The 22,390-nt window shown below is 52.0% G+C and carries 20 protein-coding genes; 16 read left to right on the top strand and 4 right to left on the bottom strand.

All coding sequences use genetic code 11. The features are described 5' to 3' along the window. Positions 1-68 precede the first annotated feature (68 nt). The 3 genes from ftsA to lpxC all read left to right on the top strand — a co-directional run bounded on the left by ftsA (position 69) and on the right by lpxC (position 3,643). Positions 69-1,358, top strand: a complete 1,290-nt coding sequence (gene ftsA / locus K7H08_RS02400; RefSeq protein ID WP_038485391.1) for a cell division protein FtsA — start codon at positions 69-71, stop codon at positions 1,356-1,358. Positions 1,359-1,392: 34 nt separating this feature from the next. Continuing rightward, the gene (gene ftsZ, locus K7H08_RS02395) at positions 1,393-2,571 is read left to right on the top strand and encodes a cell division protein FtsZ (protein ID WP_038485387.1); all 1,179 of its coding nucleotides are present in this window, start codon (positions 1,393-1,395) and stop codon (positions 2,569-2,571) included. 160 nt (positions 2,572-2,731) lie between these two features. After that, entirely contained in the window at positions 2,732-3,643 is a 912-nt protein-coding gene (lpxC, locus tag K7H08_RS02390) for a UDP-3-O-acyl-N-acetylglucosamine deacetylase (protein ID WP_038485384.1), read from the top strand. A gap of 96 nt (positions 3,644-3,739) precedes the next feature. Here the strand turns inward: lpxC and K7H08_RS02385 are convergent, their stop codons facing one another. Continuing rightward, positions 3,740-4,216 carry a DUF721 domain-containing protein gene (locus K7H08_RS02385; RefSeq protein WP_038485381.1) on the bottom strand — a complete coding sequence of 159 codons (477 nt, stop codon included), beginning with the start codon at positions 4,214-4,216 and terminating at the stop codon, positions 3,740-3,742. 111 nt (positions 4,217-4,327) lie between these two features. Here K7H08_RS02385 and K7H08_RS02380 point away from each other — a divergent pair, with 111 nt between their 5' ends. The 4 genes from K7H08_RS02380 (at position 4,328) to K7H08_RS02365 (ending at position 9,822) form a co-directional block, all read left to right on the top strand. Continuing rightward, a complete protein-coding gene (locus K7H08_RS02380; protein WP_038485379.1) occupies positions 4,328-4,696 on the top strand; it encodes a hypothetical protein in 369 nt (122 codons plus the stop codon). A 68-nt stretch (positions 4,697-4,764) separates the two neighbouring features. After that, positions 4,765-7,497 (top strand): preprotein translocase subunit SecA, encoded by a 2,733-nt coding sequence (gene secA, locus K7H08_RS02375; RefSeq protein ID WP_038485376.1) that lies wholly within the window; start codon positions 4,765-4,767, stop codon positions 7,495-7,497. A 36-nt stretch (positions 7,498-7,533) separates the two neighbouring features. Further along, positions 7,534-8,763, top strand: coding sequence for a bifunctional glutamate N-acetyltransferase/amino-acid acetyltransferase ArgJ (gene argJ / locus K7H08_RS02370; protein WP_038485373.1), 1,230 nt, complete (start codon positions 7,534-7,536; stop codon positions 8,761-8,763). Between the two features lie 111 nt (positions 8,764-8,874). Further along, positions 8,875-9,822, top strand: coding sequence for a Nudix family hydrolase (locus K7H08_RS02365; protein ID WP_038485369.1), 948 nt, complete (start codon positions 8,875-8,877; stop codon positions 9,820-9,822). Positions 9,823-9,980: 158 nt separating this feature from the next. Here the strand turns inward: K7H08_RS02365 and K7H08_RS02360 are convergent, their stop codons facing one another. Together K7H08_RS02360 and K7H08_RS02355 are read right to left on the bottom strand one after the other, a co-directional pair. Next, positions 9,981-10,883 carry a carbon-nitrogen hydrolase gene (locus K7H08_RS02360; protein WP_231657110.1) on the bottom strand — a complete coding sequence of 301 codons (903 nt, stop codon included), beginning with the start codon at positions 10,881-10,883 and terminating at the stop codon, positions 9,981-9,983. Positions 10,884-10,892: 9 nt separating this feature from the next. Then, entirely contained in the window at positions 10,893-11,963 is a 1,071-nt protein-coding gene (locus K7H08_RS02355) for an agmatine deiminase family protein (RefSeq protein WP_231657109.1), read from the bottom strand. Positions 11,964-12,162: 199 nt separating this feature from the next. Between K7H08_RS02355 and K7H08_RS02350 the strand changes: the two genes are divergently transcribed. Continuing rightward, the gene (locus tag K7H08_RS02350) at positions 12,163-13,404 is read left to right on the top strand and encodes a lipoprotein-releasing ABC transporter permease subunit (protein ID WP_231657108.1); all 1,242 of its coding nucleotides are present in this window, start codon (positions 12,163-12,165) and stop codon (positions 13,402-13,404) included. A gap of 10 nt (positions 13,405-13,414) precedes the next feature. Further along, complete coding sequence (locus K7H08_RS02345) at positions 13,415-14,125, top strand: ABC transporter ATP-binding protein (RefSeq protein WP_198349121.1); 711 nt, start codon at positions 13,415-13,417, stop codon at positions 14,123-14,125. Positions 14,126-14,137: 12 nt separating this feature from the next. On the opposite strand, the gene K7H08_RS02340 is transcribed toward K7H08_RS02345, so the two are convergent. Next, the gene (locus tag K7H08_RS02340) at positions 14,138-14,689 is read right to left on the bottom strand and encodes a DUF2062 domain-containing protein (RefSeq protein WP_198349120.1); all 552 of its coding nucleotides are present in this window, start codon (positions 14,687-14,689) and stop codon (positions 14,138-14,140) included. Positions 14,690-14,785: 96 nt separating this feature from the next. Here K7H08_RS02340 and K7H08_RS02335 point away from each other — a divergent pair, with 96 nt between their 5' ends. From K7H08_RS02335 to murB, 7 genes are read left to right on the top strand one after another with little or no spacing between them, the layout of a single operon-like run. Next, entirely contained in the window at positions 14,786-17,053 is a 2,268-nt protein-coding gene (locus K7H08_RS02335) for a DNA internalization-related competence protein ComEC/Rec2 (protein ID WP_231657107.1), read from the top strand. Between the two features lie 56 nt (positions 17,054-17,109). Next, positions 17,110-18,846, top strand: coding sequence for a lipid A export permease/ATP-binding protein MsbA (gene msbA, locus K7H08_RS02330; protein ID WP_231657106.1), 1,737 nt, complete (start codon positions 17,110-17,112; stop codon positions 18,844-18,846). Next, the gene (gene lpxK / locus K7H08_RS02325) at positions 18,843-19,859 is read left to right on the top strand and encodes a tetraacyldisaccharide 4'-kinase (RefSeq protein ID WP_231657105.1); all 1,017 of its coding nucleotides are present in this window, start codon (positions 18,843-18,845) and stop codon (positions 19,857-19,859) included. The genes msbA and lpxK overlap by 4 nt, the downstream gene beginning before the upstream one ends. Continuing rightward, a complete protein-coding gene (locus K7H08_RS02320) occupies positions 19,852-20,061 on the top strand; it encodes a Trm112 family protein (protein WP_038485341.1) in 210 nt (69 codons plus the stop codon). The genes lpxK and K7H08_RS02320 overlap by 8 nt, the downstream gene beginning before the upstream one ends. Further along, positions 20,061-20,852 carry a 3-deoxy-manno-octulosonate cytidylyltransferase gene (kdsB, locus tag K7H08_RS02315; protein WP_231657104.1) on the top strand — a complete coding sequence of 264 codons (792 nt, stop codon included), beginning with the start codon at positions 20,061-20,063 and terminating at the stop codon, positions 20,850-20,852. The genes K7H08_RS02320 and kdsB overlap by 1 nt, the downstream gene beginning before the upstream one ends. After that, complete coding sequence (locus K7H08_RS02310; protein ID WP_038485335.1) at positions 20,849-21,334, top strand: low molecular weight protein-tyrosine-phosphatase; 486 nt, start codon at positions 20,849-20,851, stop codon at positions 21,332-21,334. Before kdsB ends, K7H08_RS02310 begins: the two co-directional genes overlap by 4 nt. Continuing rightward, positions 21,321-22,361 (top strand): UDP-N-acetylmuramate dehydrogenase, encoded by a 1,041-nt coding sequence (gene murB, locus K7H08_RS02305; protein ID WP_231657103.1) that lies wholly within the window; start codon positions 21,321-21,323, stop codon positions 22,359-22,361. Before K7H08_RS02310 ends, murB begins: the two co-directional genes overlap by 14 nt. Positions 22,362-22,390: the final 29 nt, after the last annotated feature.

Here is a 22,390-nt window from a genome sequence, read left to right as displayed (position 1 = left end):
TTTAACAATGTTGGCGCAGTTACGACTAACAAGTTTTTTTAAAATTTTTCTAGGAGATTATCCGACTCATGGCAGGCTCACCCAACGCATCCAATATGGTTGTCGGGCTGGACATTGGAACGTCCAAAGTCGTCGCGATAGTCGGTCAACCCACCGATGACGGCGGGATTGAGATAGCGGGTATCGGCTCTCATCCATCACGCGGCATGAAGCGTGGTGTGGTCATTAATATCGAATCAACAGTGCAATCTATTCAGCGCGCTGTTGAAGAAGCGGAATTAATGGCTGGTTGTGATATTCACTCTGTCTATGTCGGCGTTGCTGGTAGCCATATCAGTTCAATGAACTCAGACGGCGTGGTTGCGATTAAAGAAAGGGAAGTCACACCATCCGATATTGAGCGCGTTATTGACTCAGCCCGCGCACGTGCGGTCTCGGAAGGGCAGCGTGTATTACATGTATTGCCCCAAGAGTTCTCAATCGATGCTCAAGGTGGTATCCGTGAACCTTTAGGAATGTCAGGCGTTCGTTTAGAGGCGCAGGTTCACCTTGTGACAGCGGCATTGAACGCCGTTCAAAATATTGAGAAATGTGTTCGGCGATGTGGTCTGGCCGTTGACGCAATTATTCTTGAACAGCTAGCTTCTAGTATGGCGGTGCTTACCGAAGACGAGCGAGAATTAGGCGTTTGTATGGTGGATATTGGTGGGGGGACCACTGATATGGCCATTTTCAGTGAAGGTGCCATTCGCCATACTGCCGTTATACCGATAGCGGGCGACCAAGTCACTAATGACATAGCAATGGCATTGCGCACGCCAACGCAGCATGCCGAAGAGATTAAAGTTAAATACGCTTGCGCACTGACACAGCTAGCGGCAAGCGATGAAATGATTAAAGTTCCCAGCGTAGGAGATCGTCCGGCTCGTGATTTATCGCGACAGGCACTTGCTGAAGTGGTTGAGCCGCGTTACGAGGAACTATTTACGTTGGTGAGAGACGAATTACGCCGTAGTGGCTATGAAGATATGGTGGCTGCTGGTGTTGTGCTCACTGGTGGCACCTCGCGTATGGAAGGGGTTAGCGAATTGGCAGAAGAGATTTTTCATATGCCTGTTCGTATTGCATGTCCGCAAAATGTCAAAGGGTTGGCTGATGTGGTACGCAATCCAATTTATGCAACAGGTGTGGGTTTACTGCATTATGCATTGCAAGAAGCGCGACATGGGCAAGGCCTAGAAAGCCACGGGGAAGTCGTTGCTGCGCATAAAGGGCGCAACGAAGTCGTCAGGCGTGATATCAAGGAAGGTCAATCGGCGCTGGTAAGAATTAAAGGCTGGTTCAAAGGAAATTTCTGACAGGGCCGCAAGCGCGGTTCAGGAGACGGGGCTTATGTTCGAATTGGTAGATAACGCACCCTCGAGCAGTGCGGTCATCAAAGTGGTCGGTGTTGGCGGTGGCGGTGGCAACGCGGTCAACCACATGGTCGAAAGTAATATCGAAGGCGTTGAGTTTATCTGCGCTAACACCGACGCTCAAGCGCTTAAGCGAGTGTCTGCAAAAACAGTCTTGCAGCTTGGTGGTGAAATCACCAAGGGGCTTGGGGCCGGTGCCAATCCTGAAGTCGGCCGCCAAGCAGCCATGGAAGACCGTGATCGCATCGCTGAGTTATTAACCGGTGCAGATATGGTATTCATCACGGCTGGCATGGGTGGTGGTACAGGTACCGGCGGTGCGCCTGTCGTTGCTCAGGTTGCCAAAGAGTTAGGTATTTTGACGGTTGCTGTGGTAACTCGGCCCTTCCCGTTTGAAGGGCCGAAGCGCATGCGCGCCGCAGAAGAAGGTATGAAAGAGCTTTCTGAGCACGTTGATTCGTTGATCACTATTCCAAACGAAAAACTGCTTTCTGTGCTAGGAAAGAACGCCACACTGCTAACCGCCTTCAGCGCTGCTAACGATGTGTTGTTGGGAGCCGTTCAAGGTATCGCAGAGTTGATTACCAGTCCGGGCATTATTAACGTCGATTTTGCTGATGTACGCACCGTTATGTCAGAAATGGGCATGGCGATGATGGGCACAGGTGGAGCAACTGGCGAAAATCGTGCTCGCGAAGCGGCTGAAAAAGCCATTCGTAGCCCGCTGCTTGAAGACATTGATCTGCACGGTGCTCGCGGTATTTTGGTTAATATTACTGCCGGTCCCGATTTGTCGATCGGTGAGTTCAATGACGTAGGCGCTACAGTTCAAGAGTTTGCCTCTCAGGAAGCGACCATTGTGGTGGGTACCTCTATCGACATGGAAATGTCCGATGAGCTGCGTGTGACCGTGGTGGCTGCTGGGCTGGATGGTAACAAAGGTAAAGTTGCTTCACGTGAGCCAGTGCGTCGGTCTGCTGCTGAAGCGTCATCAGATTACCGCAAGTTGCAACAGCCAACTGTCATGCGTCAGCAGGCAACGGCGCGTAAGGAAGCGCCTGAGCCAGCTGCGAAGCCTCGTTCCGAGAAGCGTCGCACCCCTGATGCAGATGACTATTTGGACATTCCCGCATTTTTACGCCGTCAGGCAGATTAACTGACGCTATCGGGGTCATTGAAACAGTAAACGAGAGTTTTATTGGTTAAAACGCTCGTTTGCTGTTAAAGTGAACACTGTTTCTTAACCTTCTTTCCCCTAGCGGTACTTGTCGGCACTTTTGCCGGTGACCGCCGTCATTAGAGTTCGACCACTGCCCATGATCAGACAACGCACATTACAAAACGTCATTCGCGCTACCGGAGTGGGTCTGCACTCTGGCAAAAAAGTCCACTTGGCTTTGCGCCCGGCGCCAGCTAATACCGGAATTGTGTTTATCCGGACCGACCTGGAGCCTGTGGTTCACGTACCGGCCCGTGCCGAATTGGTGGAAGACACCACATTATGCACTGCTCTTTCTTACAAGGGTGTGAAAGTCGCGACGGTCGAGCATTTGATGTCGGCATTTGCTGGATTGGGCATTGATAATGCCTATGTCGATGTAAGTGCGCCTGAAGTGCCTATCATGGACGGCAGCGCCAGCCCTTTTGTGTTCTTAATTCAGTCGGCGGGCATTTTAGAGCAAGATGCGCCTAAGAAATTCATTCGAATTAAGCGCCGCGTTGCCGTCAGTGATGGCGATAAAGAAGCCGTTTTTTTGCCGCATCAAGGCTTTAAAGTTTCTTTTGCAATTGACTTTGATCACCCTGTGTTTGAGCAGCAAAAACAAACTGCGTTGATCGATTTTTCAACGACGTCGTTTGTTAAAGAGGTTTCTCGTGCACGTACCTTCGGGTTTATGCGCGATCTCGAATTTTTACGCTCCAATAATCTTGCGCTTGGTGGTAGCTTAGATAATGCTATTGTTGTGGATGACTACCGCATCGTGAACGAAGGTGGTCTGCGTTACGACGATGAGTTCGTCAAGCATAAAGTGCTGGATGCTATTGGTGATTTGTACCAGCTGGGCCACAGTTTGATTGGCGAGTTTCAGGGTGTTAAATCGGGACACGCGCTCAACAACCAGTTGTGCCGCGAGCTATTGGCGCAGCCCGACGCCTATGAAATCGTCACTTTTGAAGAAGATAAAGCGGTTGCGCCTATCTCTTACTCGGCACCTGCAATGGCATAGATTGAACGCTTGTTGGGCGGGTGAGTAAGCATACAGCAATAGTAAAAAGCACCGCTTTAGCGGTGCTTTTTGCGTATTGGCACTGGCAATACGTGGCTATGAATGTTTGTCATCTGAATGATTAGGTGCATGCGCCGCAAGGCGCTCCAGGGCGTTTTTAAGTGAGGGGTTGTCAGTGTCTTTAGCGCATTCGGTCAGCGTTTTTCCTGCATTTTCTGAGAGGGTGCGCGTGTAGCGTTTGGGGCTTTCAATTGGCCGAACGGGCCGCACTTTCAGGGTAAAGCCGGTAACGCTTTCAAACCCTGGCAATTGATGCAGTAGGGTTAGCAATCGCGGCTGTTCATAGCGTAACCACGTTAACCAGCTTGCTTGGCCACTTATTAACGTCAATCGGCCGTCCCGAAAGCCCCCGACGAAAATATGCTCACGCATTGCTTCAGGAAGGTGGGCGCGTAAATGACGCTGAGCCTGATCAATTAAGCGGGACTGTCGCATAAGCTGTCCAGCGCTGCCCGACTTGGTCAGCAGTTGGGTAATGGGCTGTGCGCGGGATCGCTTAACCTTTATACTCATTAACTTGATTCCTGGAACGTTGCTGGCTGCGCCACACTCACGGTTGCCACCAGCGTTCTGTATTGTCTTTTAATTGATAGAGCCTAACACGCTCGGGAGCCAGTCCACAGCATGTCATCAACGCCAGATGTTTTGTCTGCTTCGCCGCGGCGGCAACGCCGAAATGGCCTAGCGCGTTGGTGGCTGGCAGGCCTCTTAGTGAGCTGTTTGTTACCTGCTAGTTTACATCCTTCAGATGCATTTCGTAGTGGTGAACGCGGCGTCATCATCTGCTTTTGGGTACCCGCAATGCTGCGTGCCCAATCTGAATGGATCGCTAAGAAGCGCTTTGCGCTGCGCCGCTGGGTAAGAAAAAAAGCGCGTATCCATCCTGTCGTCTTGCACTGTTCCCGCTACTTTCTTCATATCCCACGTCGATTGGTTGCCGCGATTGATGTGCTGACCCCTCGTGGCCCGCCAGCTCAGCTGTCCGTTTACTAAATTTACCCTTATTTGCCTTATATAAAGGGCGCGCCTGAATGGAGCGCTCGTGAAGATTTGGAACTTTCATGATTAATAATTTGTTACGTAAAGTCGTTGGCTCTAAAAATGATCGCGACGTTAAACGCATGCAAAAAAGTGTGCTCAGTATTAACGTTTTAGAGCAAGCGCTTGAAGGGGTGAGTGACGCTGAGTTGCAGGCAAAAACAGGGCTGCTCCGTCAAAAATTAGCAGAAGGCGCGTCTGTTGATAGTTTATTGCCCGAAGCGTTTGCCGTCGTGCGAGAGGCCAGTAAGCGGGTAATGAAAATGCGCCACTTTGACGTCCAGATGGTCGGTGGCATGACGTTGCATCGTGGCCGTATTGCGGAAATGAAAACCGGTGAGGGTAAAACCCTGGTGGCGACGCTTGCCGTCTATTTAAATGCGCTGCCAAGCAAGGGTGTGCATGTTGTCACCGTTAACGACTACCTTGCTCGCCGTGATGCTGAGTGGATGCGGCCCTTGTATGAGTTTCTTGGGCTATCGGTAGGCGTTATCTATGCTGGTCAAACGGGTGAAGAGAAGCGCCATGCCTATCAGTGTGACATCACTTACGGCACTAACAATGAGTTTGGTTTCGACTATCTGCGCGACAACATGGCATTCGCGCTTGAGGATAAAGTGCAGCGTGGTCTGCATTACGCCATTGTCGATGAAGTTGACTCTATTTTAATTGATGAGGCCCGTACGCCGTTAATTATCTCAGGCGCAGTGGATGAAAACACTGATTTGTATGGCATTGTGAATCGCCTGGCTCAACAGTTAGAGCAAGGTGAAGCCTCTGAGGACAGTGATGCGCCGGTCACGGGAGATTTCCTGCTTGATGAAAAACAAAAGCAGGTAGAGCTTACCGAGCAGGGGCATAACAAAGTTGAAGAGCTAATGCGTGCCGAAGGGCTGTTGGGCGAGGGCGAATCGCTTTATGCCGCACAAAACCTAAACTTGCTTCAGCATATGCATTCCGCGCTGCGCGCACGGCATCTTTATCATTTAGACGTTGACTACATCGTATCTGAAGGCCAGGTCGTCATCGTTGATGAGCATACTGGGCGTAGTATGCCGGGACGCCGTTGGTCAGAAGGGCTTCACCAAGCGGTTGAAGCGAAAGAAGGGGTGACGGTTCAGCGAGAGAGCCAGACACTGGCATCGACTACTTTCCAGAACTATTTCCGTTTGTATGAAAAGCTCGCAGGTATGACCGGCACCGCTGATACCGAAGCGTTCGAATTTCGGCAAATTTATGGCCTGGATGTGGTCGTCATTCCAACGAACCGACCGCTTGCTCGTAAAGATCTGAATGATTTGGTTTATCTGAGTGCGGAAGAGAAATACGAAGCGATTATTAAAGATGTGAGGGCCGAAACCGAAGCGGGACGCCCTGTTCTAGTCGGTACTGCTTCGATTGAAACCTCTGAGTACCTAGCTCGCCTTATGCGCGAAGCTGGCCTGGCGTTTAATGTGCTGAATGCTAAACAGCACCAAAGCGAAGCAGAAATCATCGCTCAAGCAGGTCGTCCTGGCGCCATTACTATTGCAACGAATATGGCGGGTCGTGGTACCGATATCGTCCTGGGGGGGAACTGGGAAGCAGAAGCAGCTAAGCTGCAAAATCCTACCCAAGAACAGATTGATGCTCTCAAGGCGGAGTGGCAGAAGCGTCATGACGGTGTTTTAGAAGCGGGTGGTTTGCATGTGATTGGTTCTGAGCGCCATGAGTCCCGTCGTATTGATAACCAGTTGCGTGGTCGTGCGGGACGTCAAGGTGACCCAGGCTCTACACGCTTCTTCCTCTCGTTAGAAGACAGTTTGATGCGTTTGTTTGGTTCTGACCGAGTGAAGCGCTTGATGCTGGCTCTCGGGCTAGAACGCGGTGAGGCGATTGAGCACAAGATGGTGTCTAACGCTGTTGAGCGCGCCCAGAAAAAAGTAGAGGGGCGTAACTTTGATATCCGCAAGCAGTTGCTCGAATACGATGATGTCGCTAACGACCAGCGCCGAGTTATCTACGAACAGCGAAATGAAATTCTTTCCGCTGATGAGGTTTCCGACGCCGTTATCGGTATTCGTGAAGAAGTCATGGAAGATGCCATCAGTGATTATGTGCCACCTCAGAGCCTGGCTGAGCAGTGGGATTTGCCTGGGTTAGAGGCGCATCTTAAAACTGAATTCAATCTTGATGCTCCTGTTACCCAGTGGGCGGCAGAGGATGAGCGCTTCAGTGAAGAGAAGCTGCGTGAGCGTTTACAAGCGATGCACCGCGATGCGTATCAAGCCAAAATTGAGGCTGCTGGTGCCACGTTGATTCGCCGTTTTGAAAAGCAAGTAATGCTCCAGGTATTGGATACCCGTTGGAAAGAGCATCTTCAGTCGATGGATCACTTGCGTCGCGGCATTCATTTGCGTGGCTACGCCCAGAAGAACCCTAAGCAAGAGTACAAGCGAGAGTCCTTCGAGTTGTTCCAGCATCTGCTAACGAACATCAAAGCTGACGTTACGCGTATTTTAAGCCATGTTCAGGTCCGTCAGCCTGAAGAGGTTGATGCGTTAGAGCAAAAGCGCCGTGAAGAGTCAGTACGTGAACGTGCGACAGCAGCAAGCCGCCACGACGACCCTAATGCCCAGCAGGACGATGTTTCACAGGAAGCGCCAGGGACTGATGGTCGTCCGCTGCGTCGTGAAGGGCCGAAAGTAGGGCGCAATGATCCGTGCTCATGTGGGTCCGGTAAAAAATATAAGCAGTGCTGCGGAAAACTAAGCTAATCACGCGTGGCGAAATTGAGCGCAAAGGAGAAAAACATGGCGGTGGGAAATCTTGCTTTTCCGGAATTGCCACCCCTTAATGGGGTGCGCCTGGGTAGTGCAATGGCAGGTATTAAAAAGCCGGATCGCCGTGATGTTGTGGTGATTGAGCTACCTGAAACTGCCACGGTAGCTGGGGTTTTTACTCGTAATGCGTTTTGCGCTGCCCCAGTGGTCGTTGCGAAAGCGCATCTTGAAGCGTGTACAAGCGCAGGGCGTGTGCCTCGCTACTGGCTGGTAAATACTGGCAATGCCAATGCTGGTACTGGCGCATCAGGCTTGCAGGATGCTTATGCCAGCTGTGAAGCGCTTGCTGAGCAAATGGGCGTTGATAAAAGCCAGGTCTTGCCCTTTTCAACCGGCGTGATAGGTGAACCTCTGCCCATGACGCGCCTGCTTGCCGGTATACCCCATGCGCTAAATTCCTTAACGGATACTAGCCTTGCTTGGCAGCAAGCGGGTGAGGGAATTCTAACCACGGATACCCGTGCCAAGGGCGCAACGGCAACCGTTTCAATTGGCGATCAGCAGGTCACGATCAACGGTATTACCAAAGGTTCAGGCATGATTAAGCCTAATATGGCTACCATGTTGGGCTTTGTGGTAACGGATGCGGCGATTGCGCAGCCGTTGTTAGCAAGTTTGTTACGTGAAACGGTAGATCACTCCTTTAACTGCATCACTGTCGATAGCGATACATCAACCAACGATGCGTGCATGTTGGCAGCGACAGGTACCGGCGCTCGCATCGAAAATGAAGAGCAGGTGGCCATTTTCCGCAATGCGCTGCAATGCGTCATGACCGAGCTTGCTCAAGCGATTATTCGTGATGGTGAAGGGGCAACTAAGTTTGTGACGCTCCAGGTGGATGAAGCGACCACTCGGCAGGAAGCCTTGGATGTCGCTTTTACCGTTGCTCATTCGCCGCTGGTGAAGACTGCGCTCTACGCTTCTGATGCTAACTGGGGGCGTATTCTAGCCGCTGTTGGGCGCGCGCCGGTTGAGGCATTCGATGTTAATCAAGTCGTGATTGATTTAGGTGACGTTCGCTTGGTTGAACAGGGCGGCCGTGCCGACAGTTATACAGAAGCAGCGGGCAGCGCTGTCATGGCGCAGGAAGAGATCATCATTCGCATTAATTTGGGCCGTGGTGAAGAGAGTGCCACTGTGTGGACCTCGGACCTATCTCATGACTATGTGACTATCAACGCGGATTACCGTAGCTGAAGCGCACTGAAAAGTAGCCAAAACAGTTGCAGTGACGTGCTAATGCAGCGAGATAGCGTCGTCTTTGGTTAGGGCGGCGCGCAAAAAGTGGGTAAAGACGTAATGAGTGTAATGGTAAAACGACGAGTTCATGTCGCGGCGGCTGCAATGATCAGCGCCGATCAGAAGCGGGTGCTGATTGCGCGTCGGCCCTCTAATGTCGATCAAGGCGGCCTATGGGAGTTTCCTGGGGGCAAGCTGGCGCCTTATGAAACAGGGTTGGAAGGTCTCAAGCGTGAGCTTCACGAAGAGCTTGGCGTCGAGATTGTACGGGCTCGGCCACTTATCCGCGTTCATCATGAGTATCCTGATAAGCACATCCTGCTAGATGTTTGGCAAGTCCAAGAGTTTGCAGGTGAGCCGTTTGGCCGCGAGGGGCAGGCTGTGCGCTGGGTGCCTATGGAAGAGTTGGTGAACTATCCTTTCCCTGCCGCTAACTTGCCTATTTTGCGTGCGGTGATGTTGCCCACTGATTACCTGATTACCGGCGAAGAAGCTGACGAAGAGCGTTTCGATAGCTTGTTAGAAAGAGCGCTTAGTGAAGATGGTGTCAGACTCGTACAGCTGCGGGCAAAAAATCTTGATGAAGCGGCATACATTGCCCGTGCTGAGCGCGCGCTGCGCCTTTGCCGTCAGTACGATGCGAAGCTGTTGCTGAATGGAGAGCCTGCACTACTTGACGCTGTTGATGCTGACGGTATTCATTTAACTAGCGCACGGTTAATGGACCTTGAGCGTCGCCCGATTGCAGAAAATAAATGGCTCTCGGCGTCGACTCACGATCAAAAGCAACTTTCTCAGGCTGCGGTTTTGGGTTGTGATTTTGTCACGCTGTCGCCGTTGCGCACTACGCCTTCGCATCCTGAAGTGGCGCCACTGGGGTGGCATGACTTCCAGCAGCTAGTGGAACGTGCTGGTATGCCGGTATTTGCACTGGGTGGTATGACACGTTTTGATGCTAACCATGCACGCGCTGTTGGCGCTCAGGGAATTGCGTCTATTCGTGATTTTTGGAAGTAAAGCCAAAGCCAATCGCCACACGTTAGCATTTTGAACGCTGCGCCTGCTCTCGATGAGAGCAGGCGTCTATGTTTTTACCTGCTTATGTTTTTACCAGCTTGTGTTTTTACCAGCTTGTGTTTTTATCAGTCGAGATTGGTTATCTAGCGAGTGGGTTATCAATCGCGATAGCGGCGTGTTAAGTCACCGTAAGCATCAATGCGGCGGTCGCGCAAATAAGGCCAAATACGCCGAGTGTTCTCGCTACGCGCCATATCGATGTTGACGACTAGTTGCTGCGTCTCTTCACCTGCATGCGCTAGCATTTCTCCCTGTGGGCCGCATACAAAACTTCCTCCCCAAAACGCAATGCCGTTACCAACGCCAGAGTGGTCGGGTTCAAAGCCGACTCGGTTAGCGACCAGCACGGGCAGCCCGTTAGCGACGCCATGGGAGCGCTGTATAATTGTCCAAGCATCTTTCTGGCGGGCTTTTTCAGCGTCATCATCACTTGGATCCCAGCCGATGGCCGTGGGGTAGAGAAGCAGCTCCGCACCACTTAGTGCCATTAAGCGTGCCGCTTCCGGGTACCATTGATCCCAACAAACCAGAATACCTAGCCGCCCAACAGAGGTGTCAATAGGCGTGAAGCCTTGGCCACGTCCGTCGTCAGAATCACCAGGGGTAAAGTAAAACTTTTCGTAAAAGGCCGGATCATCTGGGATGTGCATTTTACGGTACTGTCCTACACGTCCTTTTGCGCGGTCATAAACGACGGCTGTATTGTGGTAAAGCCCTGCCGCACGCTTTTCAAACAGCGACCCCACCAGCACAATATTCAACTCCTTGGCTAATTCGGCCAGGTGCTGACCAGTAGGGCCGTCTAGTGGTTCAGCCAAATCAAACAGTGCAGGGTCTTCGTACTGGCAAAAGTAGTGCGTGGCATGCAGCTCCTGAAGCAACACTAATTGTGCGCCTTGGCTAGCAACTGAGCGTATGCCTGCTTCGCTGGCAGCAAGGCTACGTGCTTTATCTGGCCACGCTGGCTGTTGAACAATACCGGCGGTTAAGCTGTTAGACATGATGGCTCCTTAGGATTGACTAAGCGCAGGGGCAAGGGTGCCTTTCGGTAGCTGCATGGTTAAACAGTGAAGGCTGCCATGCTGACGAATGACGCTATTACACTCGATAGGAATCAGGGTGTGTTCTGGAAAGGCAATACTCAACGCTTGCAGCGCGACCAGATCGGCGGGATCGCCGTACGTGGGCACCAGTACGGCATTATTGATAATTAAAAAATTAGCGTAGGTAGCCGGGAGACGATGACCATCTTCAGGATCAAAGCAGGCTTGTGGCCACGGCAAAGCAATTAATTGGTAGGGCTCGCCGTTGCGTTGGCGAAACGCCATGAGCTCTTGCTCCATTGCGTTTAGCGCTGGATAGTGAGGATCGGTCGGGTCGTCGCAGCGGACATATGCAATGGTAAAGGGATTGCAAAAGCGCGCGAGCGTATCAACATGACTGTCAGTATCGTCACCTTCAAGATGCCCATTTGCTAGCCATAGGACTCGATCGACGCCAAAATCTTCCGCTAACTGGGCTTCAACATCCGTACGCGAAAGCGACGGATTGCGGTTGGGGTTCAGTAGGCAGGCCTCAGTGGTTAGCAGTGTGCCCTCTCCGTCGGTTTCAATCGCGCCGCCTTCTAGCACCATGCTGCGTGGAGCGATGGGGCAGGTCCACACCCCTGCATCATCCAGCCACTGAGTGAGGCGATTGTCATGCTCGGCAGGAAATTTACCGCCCCAGCCAGTAAACGTGTAATCCAGCATGAGTGGCTGCTGCGCTTCGTCCACCACGGTGATCGGCCCATGGTCTCGGGCCCAAGTGTCATCCGTGGGAGCGACAATGAGCATCAGTTGTTGTTGGGCAATGCCATAGGCCTCAAACGTCTCAGCCAAGCGGCGCTGGGTGGTGTCATCAGGAACGCTGATTAACACGCGCTGATAGCGTGTCGTGGCAATCACGATACGCTCAAGTGTTGCTTCGATGCGCGATAACAGCGGTGCCCAGTCGCCGTCTGGGCGGGGCCAAGTCAGTTGCAAGCCGTCTTGGGGGGACCACTCGGGCAATAAACGGTAAGTCTTGTTAGCCAACGTCACGAATGCTCTTAATAGTCGAAAAAATCCTTGCCCTAACGACAAGAAGAATGGGCGCAATTTAGGGGCTTGCTTAGCAACATGCAAGCGTTACCGTGCTTGAGGGAACGGTAGGCAGACTTGTTACTCTAACGCAGCGTTCGTACATGCACCCATGCTAAAAAAACCGTACCATGGACGCTTATTACTAAGGAATGATGCCATGCTTGATCGTTTGCCTTTTCTGGTGGGGCTGCGCTACGTGCGCGCTAAACGCCGGAACCACTTTATTTCATTTATTTCGCTAACTTCAATGCTGGGGTTGATGCTTGGCGTGGCAGTGCTCATTCTTGTGCTGTCGGTGATGAATGGTTTTGATCACGAGCTCCGTACTCGAATTTTGGGAATGGTGCCTCACACTAAAATTGAATCACAAGCAGGGTTAGTTGAGTGGGAGGCGTTAGCAGAACAGCTTGTTGAGCGAGAGCGAGTCATTGGTGCAGCGCCTTATGTTGAACAGCAAGGAATGTTTTCAGCGGGTGGTAGAAACCAAGGCGCTATGGTGAATGGCATCCATCCAGACTGGGAAGATCAAGTGTCGATTATTGGTGAGCATATGCGCCAAGGTCAGCTTTCTGATCTGGTGCCTGGTGAGTGGAACGTAGTGCTGGGGTCTATGCTGGCACGTCGGTTGGGCGTTGGGGTAGGTGATCGCGTCACGCTACTTGTTCCAGAGGCATCGATTACGCCTGCGGGGGTTTTTCCAAGACTCAAGCGATTTACTGTTAGCGGTATCTTTAGTGTAGGCGCTGATTTAGACGCTAATCTGGCCTATGCCAATATTGAAGATATGCAAACGTTAGCGCGCCTGGGCGACGCGGTGGGTGGCCTACGGCTGGAACTAGATGACCTGTTCGTGGCTGGCAGTGAAACGCAAGCGATCGTTAACGAACTTGGCGCAGGGTACCGCGGTACGGATTGGACTGCTTCCCATGGCAGTCTATTTCAAGCGATACAGATGGAAAAGCGCATGATTGCATTGCTGCTTACGGTCATTATTGCCGTTGCCGCGTTTAATATAGTGTCTACGCTAGTGATGGTAGTGACCGATAAGCGAGCGGATATTGCCATTTTACGAACCATAGGCGCCACCCCACGTTCGATCATGGGGATTTTTATCGTGCAAGGGCTCACCATCGGTCTGATAGGTATTGCGATTGGCGTTACTGTGGGTGTTCTCCTGGCACTGACTATCTCTGATTTGATTAGTTGGTTTGAAACAACTTTCGGTATTCAGTTCTTGGATGCCGGGGTTTACTTTATTAGTGACTTGCCCTCTCAACTGCAGTGGGGTGATGTGCGTGATATTGTCATCGCTGCCTTTGGTCTGACCTTCCTCTCGACGCTTTATCCCGCTTGGCGGGCCGCTCGGGTTCAGCCTGCCGATGTACTGCGTTATGAATAAGGAAGCAACGATGACCTCAAGTACACAGCACTCAACAACAGTTATGTTGGAATGTAACAGCCTGACACGGGTATATAGCGAAGGCCCTCAAGATCTTACCGTATTAGATCAGCTTGAGCTTAAGGTACATGCTGGAGAGCGTGTTGCCATTGTAGGGAGCTCAGGCTCGGGTAAAACAACGCTGTTAAACCTGCTGGGAGGGCTCGATCGGCCTAGCGCTGGTAGCGTAGTGATTGCTGGTGAGCCGTTAGCCGGTCTTAACGAAGCGGCACTAGGCCGTTTTCGAAACCGCTATATCGGCTTTGTCTATCAGTTTCATCACTTGCTAGCTGAGTTCACTGCGGTAGAGAACGCCGCGCTGCCGTTAATTATTCGTGGCCAGTCTAAAAAGGCAGCGGAGCAGCGCGCTATGCAGCTGCTTGAGCGGGTGGGCATGAAGGCGCGGGCTGATCATAAGCCTGGCGAGCTTTCGGGTGGTGAGCGTCAGCGGGTGGCCATTGCTCGTGCGTTAGTGACAGACCCTAGTCTTGTGCTGATGGATGAGCCTACTGGGAACCTTGACCAAACCACGGCAAGTACCATATTAGCGCTTATGGACGAATTGGCTAAAGAGAGCGCCTGCGCGTTTGTTATTGTGACTCATGATGTCAGTTTGGCTGCCCATCAGGATCGGGTATTAAGGCTGGATAGTGGGCAGTTAATTGAGCAGAACAACGACTAATACCCTAGGGGGTTAGTCGTCGAACTCTGATTCAATACAAGCTCGGCGCTGCCGTCTCTTCAGGCGGCGGCGCTTCCAGTGATGGGAAACATGCCAGCGCCAAATTAGCCGTATGACGATATTGGCAATCATGGCTAATAGTAAGGCAGAAATTAATGATCCAAGCATTAGCGGTGGCAGGATGTCGTGCATTTGTTCTGCAATCCAGGGTGTTGATATGCGCGATGGCGCCTCCCTTACTGGTGCTTCTAACAGAAACGTGCCAATCCGATAATTAAAATAAAAAATAACCGGCATAGTGAGCGGGTTCGTAATCCACACCAACCCTACTGAAAGTGCCAGGTTGCAACGGCTAAATCTTGCCCCTAGTGCTGCAACTACCATTTGAAACGGTATAGGCAGCATGGCGCAAAAAAGCCCCACGCTGAACGCGTTTGCGACGCTTCGACGTGTTAAAAGCCATAACCCAGGATCCGCAATTAACGGCGCAATAAAGCGTAGTGAGCGCTGTCGCCTTAATGTGTCGGGTTTTGGCATGTAGCGCTGCAGGAAACGGCGCGGCATGTCAGGTACTCTTTCAATTGGTATATCCTATTATCCATATAGCAGCGTGCTTCGGCTATGGCGTGGGTATGAATGACCCAGTTCCAAGGAGGGGATATGCAATTAGGCGCTGCACTACCTGCTGCCTTGGCAGCATTGATGGGTGCGCTAGCAGCGTGGTTAAGCGGTCCTGAAGCGCATCTACAGGTTCTCTTGCCTAGTGTGTTGGTGGTGGCGCTTTTCGGGGTTGTTTTTCGCCGTAGCTTATTAATTTGGTTGGTTATTTCAAGCTGGGTTTTTATCAGCGTGCAGCAAGAGTGGGGGTACCGTTTGCCATCTGGGCTCAGTGGTGAAGATGTCACTCTGCAGGCTCGAGTAATCAATGTTCAAACGGAAGCGGGGTCGTCACGCATACGTCTGGCAGTTGAATCCTGCCTCTCTCCTGAAGGGCTTCCGAGCTGTAGCGCACTGCGTAGCGTGCGAGTAAGTGCCTATGGCAACCAACGCTACCTCGTTGGGGAGCGTTGGCGGATGACGCTGCGGCTCCGCCCTCCCAGTGGCTTTACTAACCCACATACGTTTAATTTCCAGCAGTGGTTGTGGCGCGAAGGCATACATGCAACGGGCTATGTGCGGCAAGAGCCTACGCCTGAACGCTTGTCGGGGGCTACGCAAACACTTCGTCAGAAAGCAATTGAAACGCTGTCTAGCCAACCGTTGCATGAGCGAACTCGACGCTGGCTTGCGGCGCTAACGCTGGGTGATAGTGAGCAGTTGTCTCAAGAAGATTGGACCTTACTCAACGCAACAGGTACGACGCATTTAGTGGTTATCTCTGGATTGCATGTTGGGCTTGTCGCTTCATTTGTGCTGCTGCTGGCTCGTTTTAGTGCCAGGCTGATGACGCCTACCAATTGGCGTCTGCGTGTTTGGCCCTGGTGGCTAGCAGGAGCGGCGGCTGTGGGGTACGCCATGTTAGCTGGACTAGCGCCTCCTGCCATGCGAGCTATGATCATGACGCTGTTAGGCTTGTGGGTGCTTAGCGGACGGCATGCACCAGGAGCTTGGCAAGGTTGGTGGCTTGCACTTGGGATAGTGTTAGTGGTTGATCCGCTTGCACCGTGGCGGCCCGGTCTATGGCTATCGTTTATTGCGGTAGGTTGGTTGATTATTATTTGGCAAGGCCGCCCCCGCCCACAAGGGCTCAAAGGGTGGTGCTGGGCGCTACTGCGTTCTCAACTACTCATCGCACCGCTGATGGCGGCAGCAGTGCTGGTGGCGTTTGGCAGAGTTGCCCCTGCGGCCCCGCTGATTAATCTTGTTGCTGTACCTTGGGTCAGCTCCGTCATGGTACCCAGTGCGTTATTGGGGTGGGTGCTATCGCCACTGCCTGGAATAGGGCTTTTTGTGTGGTGGTGTTTTGAGCAGGCACTGCAGATTTTTCATCAGTTGCTAGTCATTACCGTGCAGTGGGCGCCGCTTTGGCAGCCACCGTCAATATTGGTATTCCCGTTGGTAGGTGCACTGTTATTAATTTCGCTGTGCTGGGGGCTTCCTAATGTTCCGGGGTGGCTACGTATTGGCGCGACCCTGCTACTGTTAAGCTTTCCGTGGTGGTCAGCGGATGAGCAGCTTAACCAAGGTGAGCTACGCGTCATTGTTTATGATGTCGGGCAAGGCCAGCTGATTGAGTTACGTAGCGCCAACTATCGATTGCTGTACGACACAGGACCTCGCTTTCGCAGTGGTTTTATGCCATTGCAAACTCTTTGGCCTCCAGGTCAATCGTTCGATCACGTTATTGTCAGTCATGCCGATACCGACCATGCGGGAGGGATTAGTGCGCTCTTAAAAGACCATCAAATAACGCAATGGTGGGCTCCCCATGGAGAGCTTCTGCCTGTTGCTAGTACAGAGTGTGTTCAAGGACAGCAGTGGCGGCGTGATGGCATTGACTACAAGATGTTATGGCCCCCAAAGGGAGATAACGTACTGTCCTCAAATGATCGCTCCTGTGTGCTTCAGGTAAGCGTTGGTGAGCAGAGTTTGCTGATCACGGGAGATGCGGGCAAGGACATCGAAAGGAGAATCTTAGCGAATGTTACTATGCCGATTAGCGTGTTAGTGGCTGGGCATCATGGCAGCAATACAAGTTCGGGTGTTCAGTTCGTTCAAGTAAGCCGTCCTCGGCATGTCATTTTTAGTGCCGGGAAAGATAATCCCTTTAACCATCCGGTCGACGCGGTAGTGCGCCGCTTTCGGCAACAACAGAGCTGCTTGTGGAGTACCGCCCAGGATGGCGCTCTCGAATTTAGCCTCACAGCGACTCAGCCAATTCAGATCATTCCCATGCGAAAGCAACAGGGCGTTCGTAAGCGGTGTTGATGCGCGTCACCATAAGGTAGAATTCTCGCAACTGCACACTATGGCCGGGAGCGCGTGTGACTGATTCAGGTTGGGTTCTCTACAAGCGATTATTAACTTACGTCAAACCTCACTGGCGCGCATTCGCGTTAGCGATAATAGGGTTTGTTATTTATGCTGCATCGAGTACAGCATTGGCCGAAATGATGAAGCGATTGATTGATGGCATCCAGAACCCTGATGCTGCCTTTCGTTTCTTTTTGCCTTTGTTTGTCGTGATTATGTTTGCGGCGCGAGGGCTAGGGACATTTTTAAGTACCTACTTTATGGCGTATGTGGGGCGCTATGTGATTCATACGCTGCGCTGTGATGTGTTTGCTCATTTACTACACCTACCTGGGCGGTTCTTCGATCACCATTCCAGCGGCCATTTGGTATCGCGGGTGACTTATCATGTGGAGCAAGTAGCGGGTGCAGCTACCAACGCGGTTACCATTATTCTTCGTGAAGGATTATTTGTTATTGGGTTGATTACCTATTTGTTCTGGACTAACTGGATGTTAACGCTGCTTTTTTTAGGTGTAACACCAGTGATCTCTGTTGTAGTGGGGTATGTTAGTAAGCGTTTTAGGCGTATCTCTAAGCGTATCCAGCACTCTATGGGAGATGTTACTCACGTCGCTTCTGAAGCGCTCTCCGGCTATCGCGTCGTGCGCACGCATGGTGCTGAGGAGTATGAAAAACAGCGCTTTGAACGAGTAAGTGAAGAAAATCGTCGTCAAAGTATGAAAGAGGCGATGACGCGTGCCGTTAGCTCACCTGTGATTTTGATGCTGGTAGCGATTTCCATGGCTATTCTGGTTTGGCTTGCCATGGCGCCTGCGCTTATGGAAAACATGACGCCGGGAGAGTTTGTTGCCTTTATTACCGCGGCAGCGCTAATGATCAAGCCTGTGCGCCAGCTCACAGAAGTGAATAGTGAGATTCAAAAAGGCATTGCGGCGGCTTCTGAGCTATTTGGCTTGCTTGATTTGACCCCTGAACAGGATGAAGGTAAGACAATTCCCCATCAGCTAACAGGCAGCGTGGTGATCGATAATGTCAGTTTCCGCTACGCTGATGATCAGCCTAATGTATTGCACGATATTAATATAAGCGTTGCACCGGGTGAGTTAGTGGCGATTGTTGGCCGCTCTGGCAGCGGTAAATCAACATTGGTCAGCCTGCTGCCGCGTTTTTATCAGCCCAGCGAAGGACGCATTTTGATTGATGGTGTGAATGCCGGTGATTATGCGTTAGGCCCTTTGCGCCAGCATATTGCATTGGTATCGCAACAAGTCACGCTATTTAATGCAACCATTGCTGACAACATTGGCTATGGCGTTACTAACCCAGACCCAGCCGCTATTGAAGCGGCTGCTCAGGCGGCTTACGCCAGTGAGTTTATTGAGAAGTTGCCTCAGGGCTATGCAACGGTGGTAGGTGAAAACGGTGTGATGTTATCCGGTGGCCAGCGCCAGCGCCTAGCAATCGCTCGGGCGATTTTTAAAGATGCACCTATTCTTATCCTGGACGAAGCGACATCGGCACTGGATACCGAATCCGAGCGCTATATCCAGAAAGCGCTGGAGCATGTGTGTGAAGGGCGTACCACATTGGTCATTGCCCACCGTCTATCCACTATCGAACGGGCTGACCGTATTTTGGTGATGGATCAAGGGCGCATTATTGAGCAGGGTACCCACCAGGCGTTGCTAGATGCGGGAGGGGCCTACGCGGCACTGCATCAGCTCCAGTTTCAGGAGAGTGAATGAGCCTGGAGCAACGTTGGCTTAAGGCGGCCTATCACGGAAGCAAATGGCTAACGCCACTGTATCCGCTGGGTGCTTTATACCGTTATCTTATGACGCGCCGTAGCTCTCACTACCATGCTGGTAAAAAGCTAGCTGTTAAAGCATCCGTACCCGTTATCGTGGTGGGTAATATTACCCTTGGTGGAACCGGCAAGTCGCCGCTAGTGGCATGGCTGGTCAACTGGCTAGTAAGGCAAGGGTGGTCGCCAGGTATTATTACCCGTGGTTACGGTGGTAAAGCATCGCACTATCCGTTACTGGTAACCGCAATCACTGACCCTGCGCAAAGCGGCGATGAGCCATTAATGTTGGCGCAACAAACGGGCTGCCCGGTCGTGGCTGATCCGCGCCGTCCACGAGGCGTTCAAGCCCTGGTTGATAGTGGGTGCGACATTATTGTCAGTGATGATGGGTTACAGCATCTGGCGTTAGGACGTGATATTGAGTTGGTTGTTGTTGATGGAGCCAGGGGGTTAGGGAATGGGCGCTGCTTACCTGCTGGGCCGCTGAGAGAATCACCCAGTAGATTGGCTCAAGTTGATGCTGTGATTATTAATGGTCAGCAGTGTCGCCCTCTGCCTATAGAGGGAGTATCGATGCAACTAGCGCCGCTAAGCTGGCGCCGAGTACAGGATGGTCAACGTATGCCGCTTACCCCTCTGCCATTTACGCTACCTGTGAATGCTGTGGCGGGAATTGGCCATCCTGAGCGTTTTTTTAATACGCTGCGCAGTTTAGGGGTGGACGGCGAGATGCGTCCGCTAGCAGATCATCAGCGTTTTGATGACCAGACTTTCCGTTTTAGTCATCAGCGCCCCGTTGTGATGACCGCCAAAGACGCAGTGAAGTGCCAAGCGTTAGCGCCACCCGATAGCTGGGTGCTAGAGGTAGAAGCCGTGCTTCCACCAGAGTTTGAACACTGGCTGGCAGCTAAATTGTCAGCGCTTTCTGAAAAGGGATACACCGATGGATAAAGAACTACTGGCAATGCTGGTTTGCCCGCTTTGCAATGGCAAGCTCAAGTATAATCGTGAAGCCCAGGAGCTTTGCTGCCACTACGACGGTTTGGCGTATCCTATTCAAGAAGGCATCCCTGTAATGCTTCCTGAAGAGGCGCGCGCGATGGATGCCGATGAAAAGTTACCTATCTCGCCTGGTCGTACCGGAGAGGTGTAATGTCAGTCGCTAAGACCGAATTTATTGCAGTTGTTCCCGCGCGTTTTGGCTCATCCCGCTTGCCGGGTAAGCCACTGCTGGATATCGCGGGTGAGCCTATGGTTGCCCATGTCTGGCGAAGAGCCTGTCAAAGCCAAGCAAGTCGTGTCGTGGTAGCAACTGACGATCCTCGTATACGTGATGCGATGTTGCCCTACGGTGCGGATGTCGTTATGACTCGCGCGGATCATCCTTCTGGTACCGACCGACTGGCCGAAGTGGCAGAGCAGCTCGGGCTAAGCGACGACACTTTAGTGGTGAATGTGCAAGGCGATGAGCCGCTTATCCCACCGGCCTTAATTGACCAAGTGGCGATGCGTTTAGCCGAAGATCGAGAAGCGGCCATTGCGACGCTTGCTGAGCCTATTACTGATGTTGAAACGTTATTTAACGCTAACGTCGTCAAAGTTGTTCGCTCCTTGCAGGGGCGTGCTCTGTACTTTTCTCGTGCTCCCATTCCTTGGGATCGAGAGCAATTTAAAGTCCAACCCGCGCTTTTATCCACCGATGCATGGTTGCGTCATATTGGTATATACGCCTACCGTGCCAGTTTTCTTGCCGCTTACCGTGAGCTGGTGCCGTCGAGCCTTGAGCAGTTGGAGCAGCTAGAGCAGCTGCGCGCGCTACAGCATGGCTATGCCATTCAAGTTGCGCTAGCCAGCACTATCAATCCTCCTGGTGTGGATACGCCGGAAGACTTATCCAGGGTGAGAGCGCTTCTGGCGAGTGAAAGTGAAGGTGGAAGCGAATGAAGCGCGTCCTATTTGTCTGCTTGGGCAATATTTGTCGTTCGCCAACGGCCGAAGGCGTCTTTTGGCACGCTGTTGAAGAGGCTGGCTTAAATCGTCATATCAGCGTTGACTCTTGTGGTGTAGGTGACTGGCATGTCGGAAAAGCGCCAGACAGCCGTGCCCAGGTAGCTGCTTTACAGCGTGGTATCGATATTAGTCATTTGCGCGCTCGTCAGCTAAGCGCCAGTGACTTTCTTGAGTTCGACTATGTGCTAGGCATGGATCGCGACAACCTCGAGGCAATGCGAGCGCTACAGCCGAGTACCAGTCGTGCCCATGTAGGGCTCTTGCTAGATTTTGCCGACTTGCCTGATGCTGAAGTGCCTGACCCTTATTACGGTGGTGATGAGGGCTTTGAACATGTCCTGAATTTAATTGAGGCGGCTTCTACAGGGCTAATTGCCCAGCTGAGAAATGACGGGCTGAGAAATGACAGGTTGTGAAAGAAGTAATAATGATCTGCTTAGTCGTTGCCAGTCAGTCGATTTAACCTCCGCGAACACGCTGCGTTTACCCTGTCAGGCGGAGCGGTATGTTGCCCCTAAAACGCTAAGTGCACTCCAGCATGTGGTGCGTGAAGCCGTTGCTAAGCAGTGGCACATTACGCTCTTGGGAGGTGGCAGTAATGTGCTGCTTCCCGCTAAGCTGAAAGGCATTGCGATTCGGCCTGCTATGCAGCAGTGGTGGCTAGAAAGTTGCGGAGAGTCTGTTGTTGCTCATGTGGGAGCTGGCGTTAATTGGCATTCGTTAGTAATGACGCTATCGGCTCGCGGCCTGTGGGGCATTGAAAACTTAGCGCTGATTCCCGGTGATTGCGGCGCAGCGCCAGTACAGAACATTGGTGCATACGGTGTCGAGCTTAAAGACGTTCTGGTAGGGGTGCAGGCAGTAGAGTTGGCGTCGGGTAATGTACGTTGGTTAAGCGCCGATGCTTGCCAATTTGGTTACCGAGATAGCATCTTCAAAAAATCGCTAGCGGATAAAGTCGTCATTACTCAGTTGGCGCTTCGGCTATCAAAAACGCCGCTGCCAAGACTGGGTTATGGAGATTTAGCTGCCCGAGTAGCCGCTTCGGCGAATTGCCTGGCGGTGGCTCAAGCAGTGTGTGCTATTCGTCAGGAAAAACTGCCGGACCCTCAGGTGCTCGCAAATGCGGGTAGCTTCTTTAAAAACCCACTAGTTAACAGCGATCAGTTATCGCGCTTGCTACAGGCATTCCCTAGCATGCCATATTTTCCGCAGGTTAACGGTCAAAGCAAGCTGGCAGCGGGGTGGTTGATTGATCAGTGTGGGTTGAAAGGGATTCGGCAAGGGGCTTTCGGTGTTCACGCGCGGCAGGCCTTGGTGCTTGTGCATTTTGGCGGTGGTGATCGGTGTGAGCTACTGCAGTTTGCAGAGCATATTGCCCACAAGGTCTATAATCAATTTGGTGTTGAGTTAGAGCCTGAGCCACGCTTGGTACAAGCATAAAAAAACCCCGCTTAGCGGGGTTTTTTAGT

This window comes from Halomonas sp. IOP_6 (assembly GCF_021151565.1).
Taxonomy (GTDB): Bacteria; Pseudomonadota; Gammaproteobacteria; order Pseudomonadales; family Halomonadaceae; genus Vreelandella; species Vreelandella alkaliphila.
Note: the sequence above shows the minus strand (reverse complement) of the source record. Positions and strands in the feature narration are given on the sequence as shown.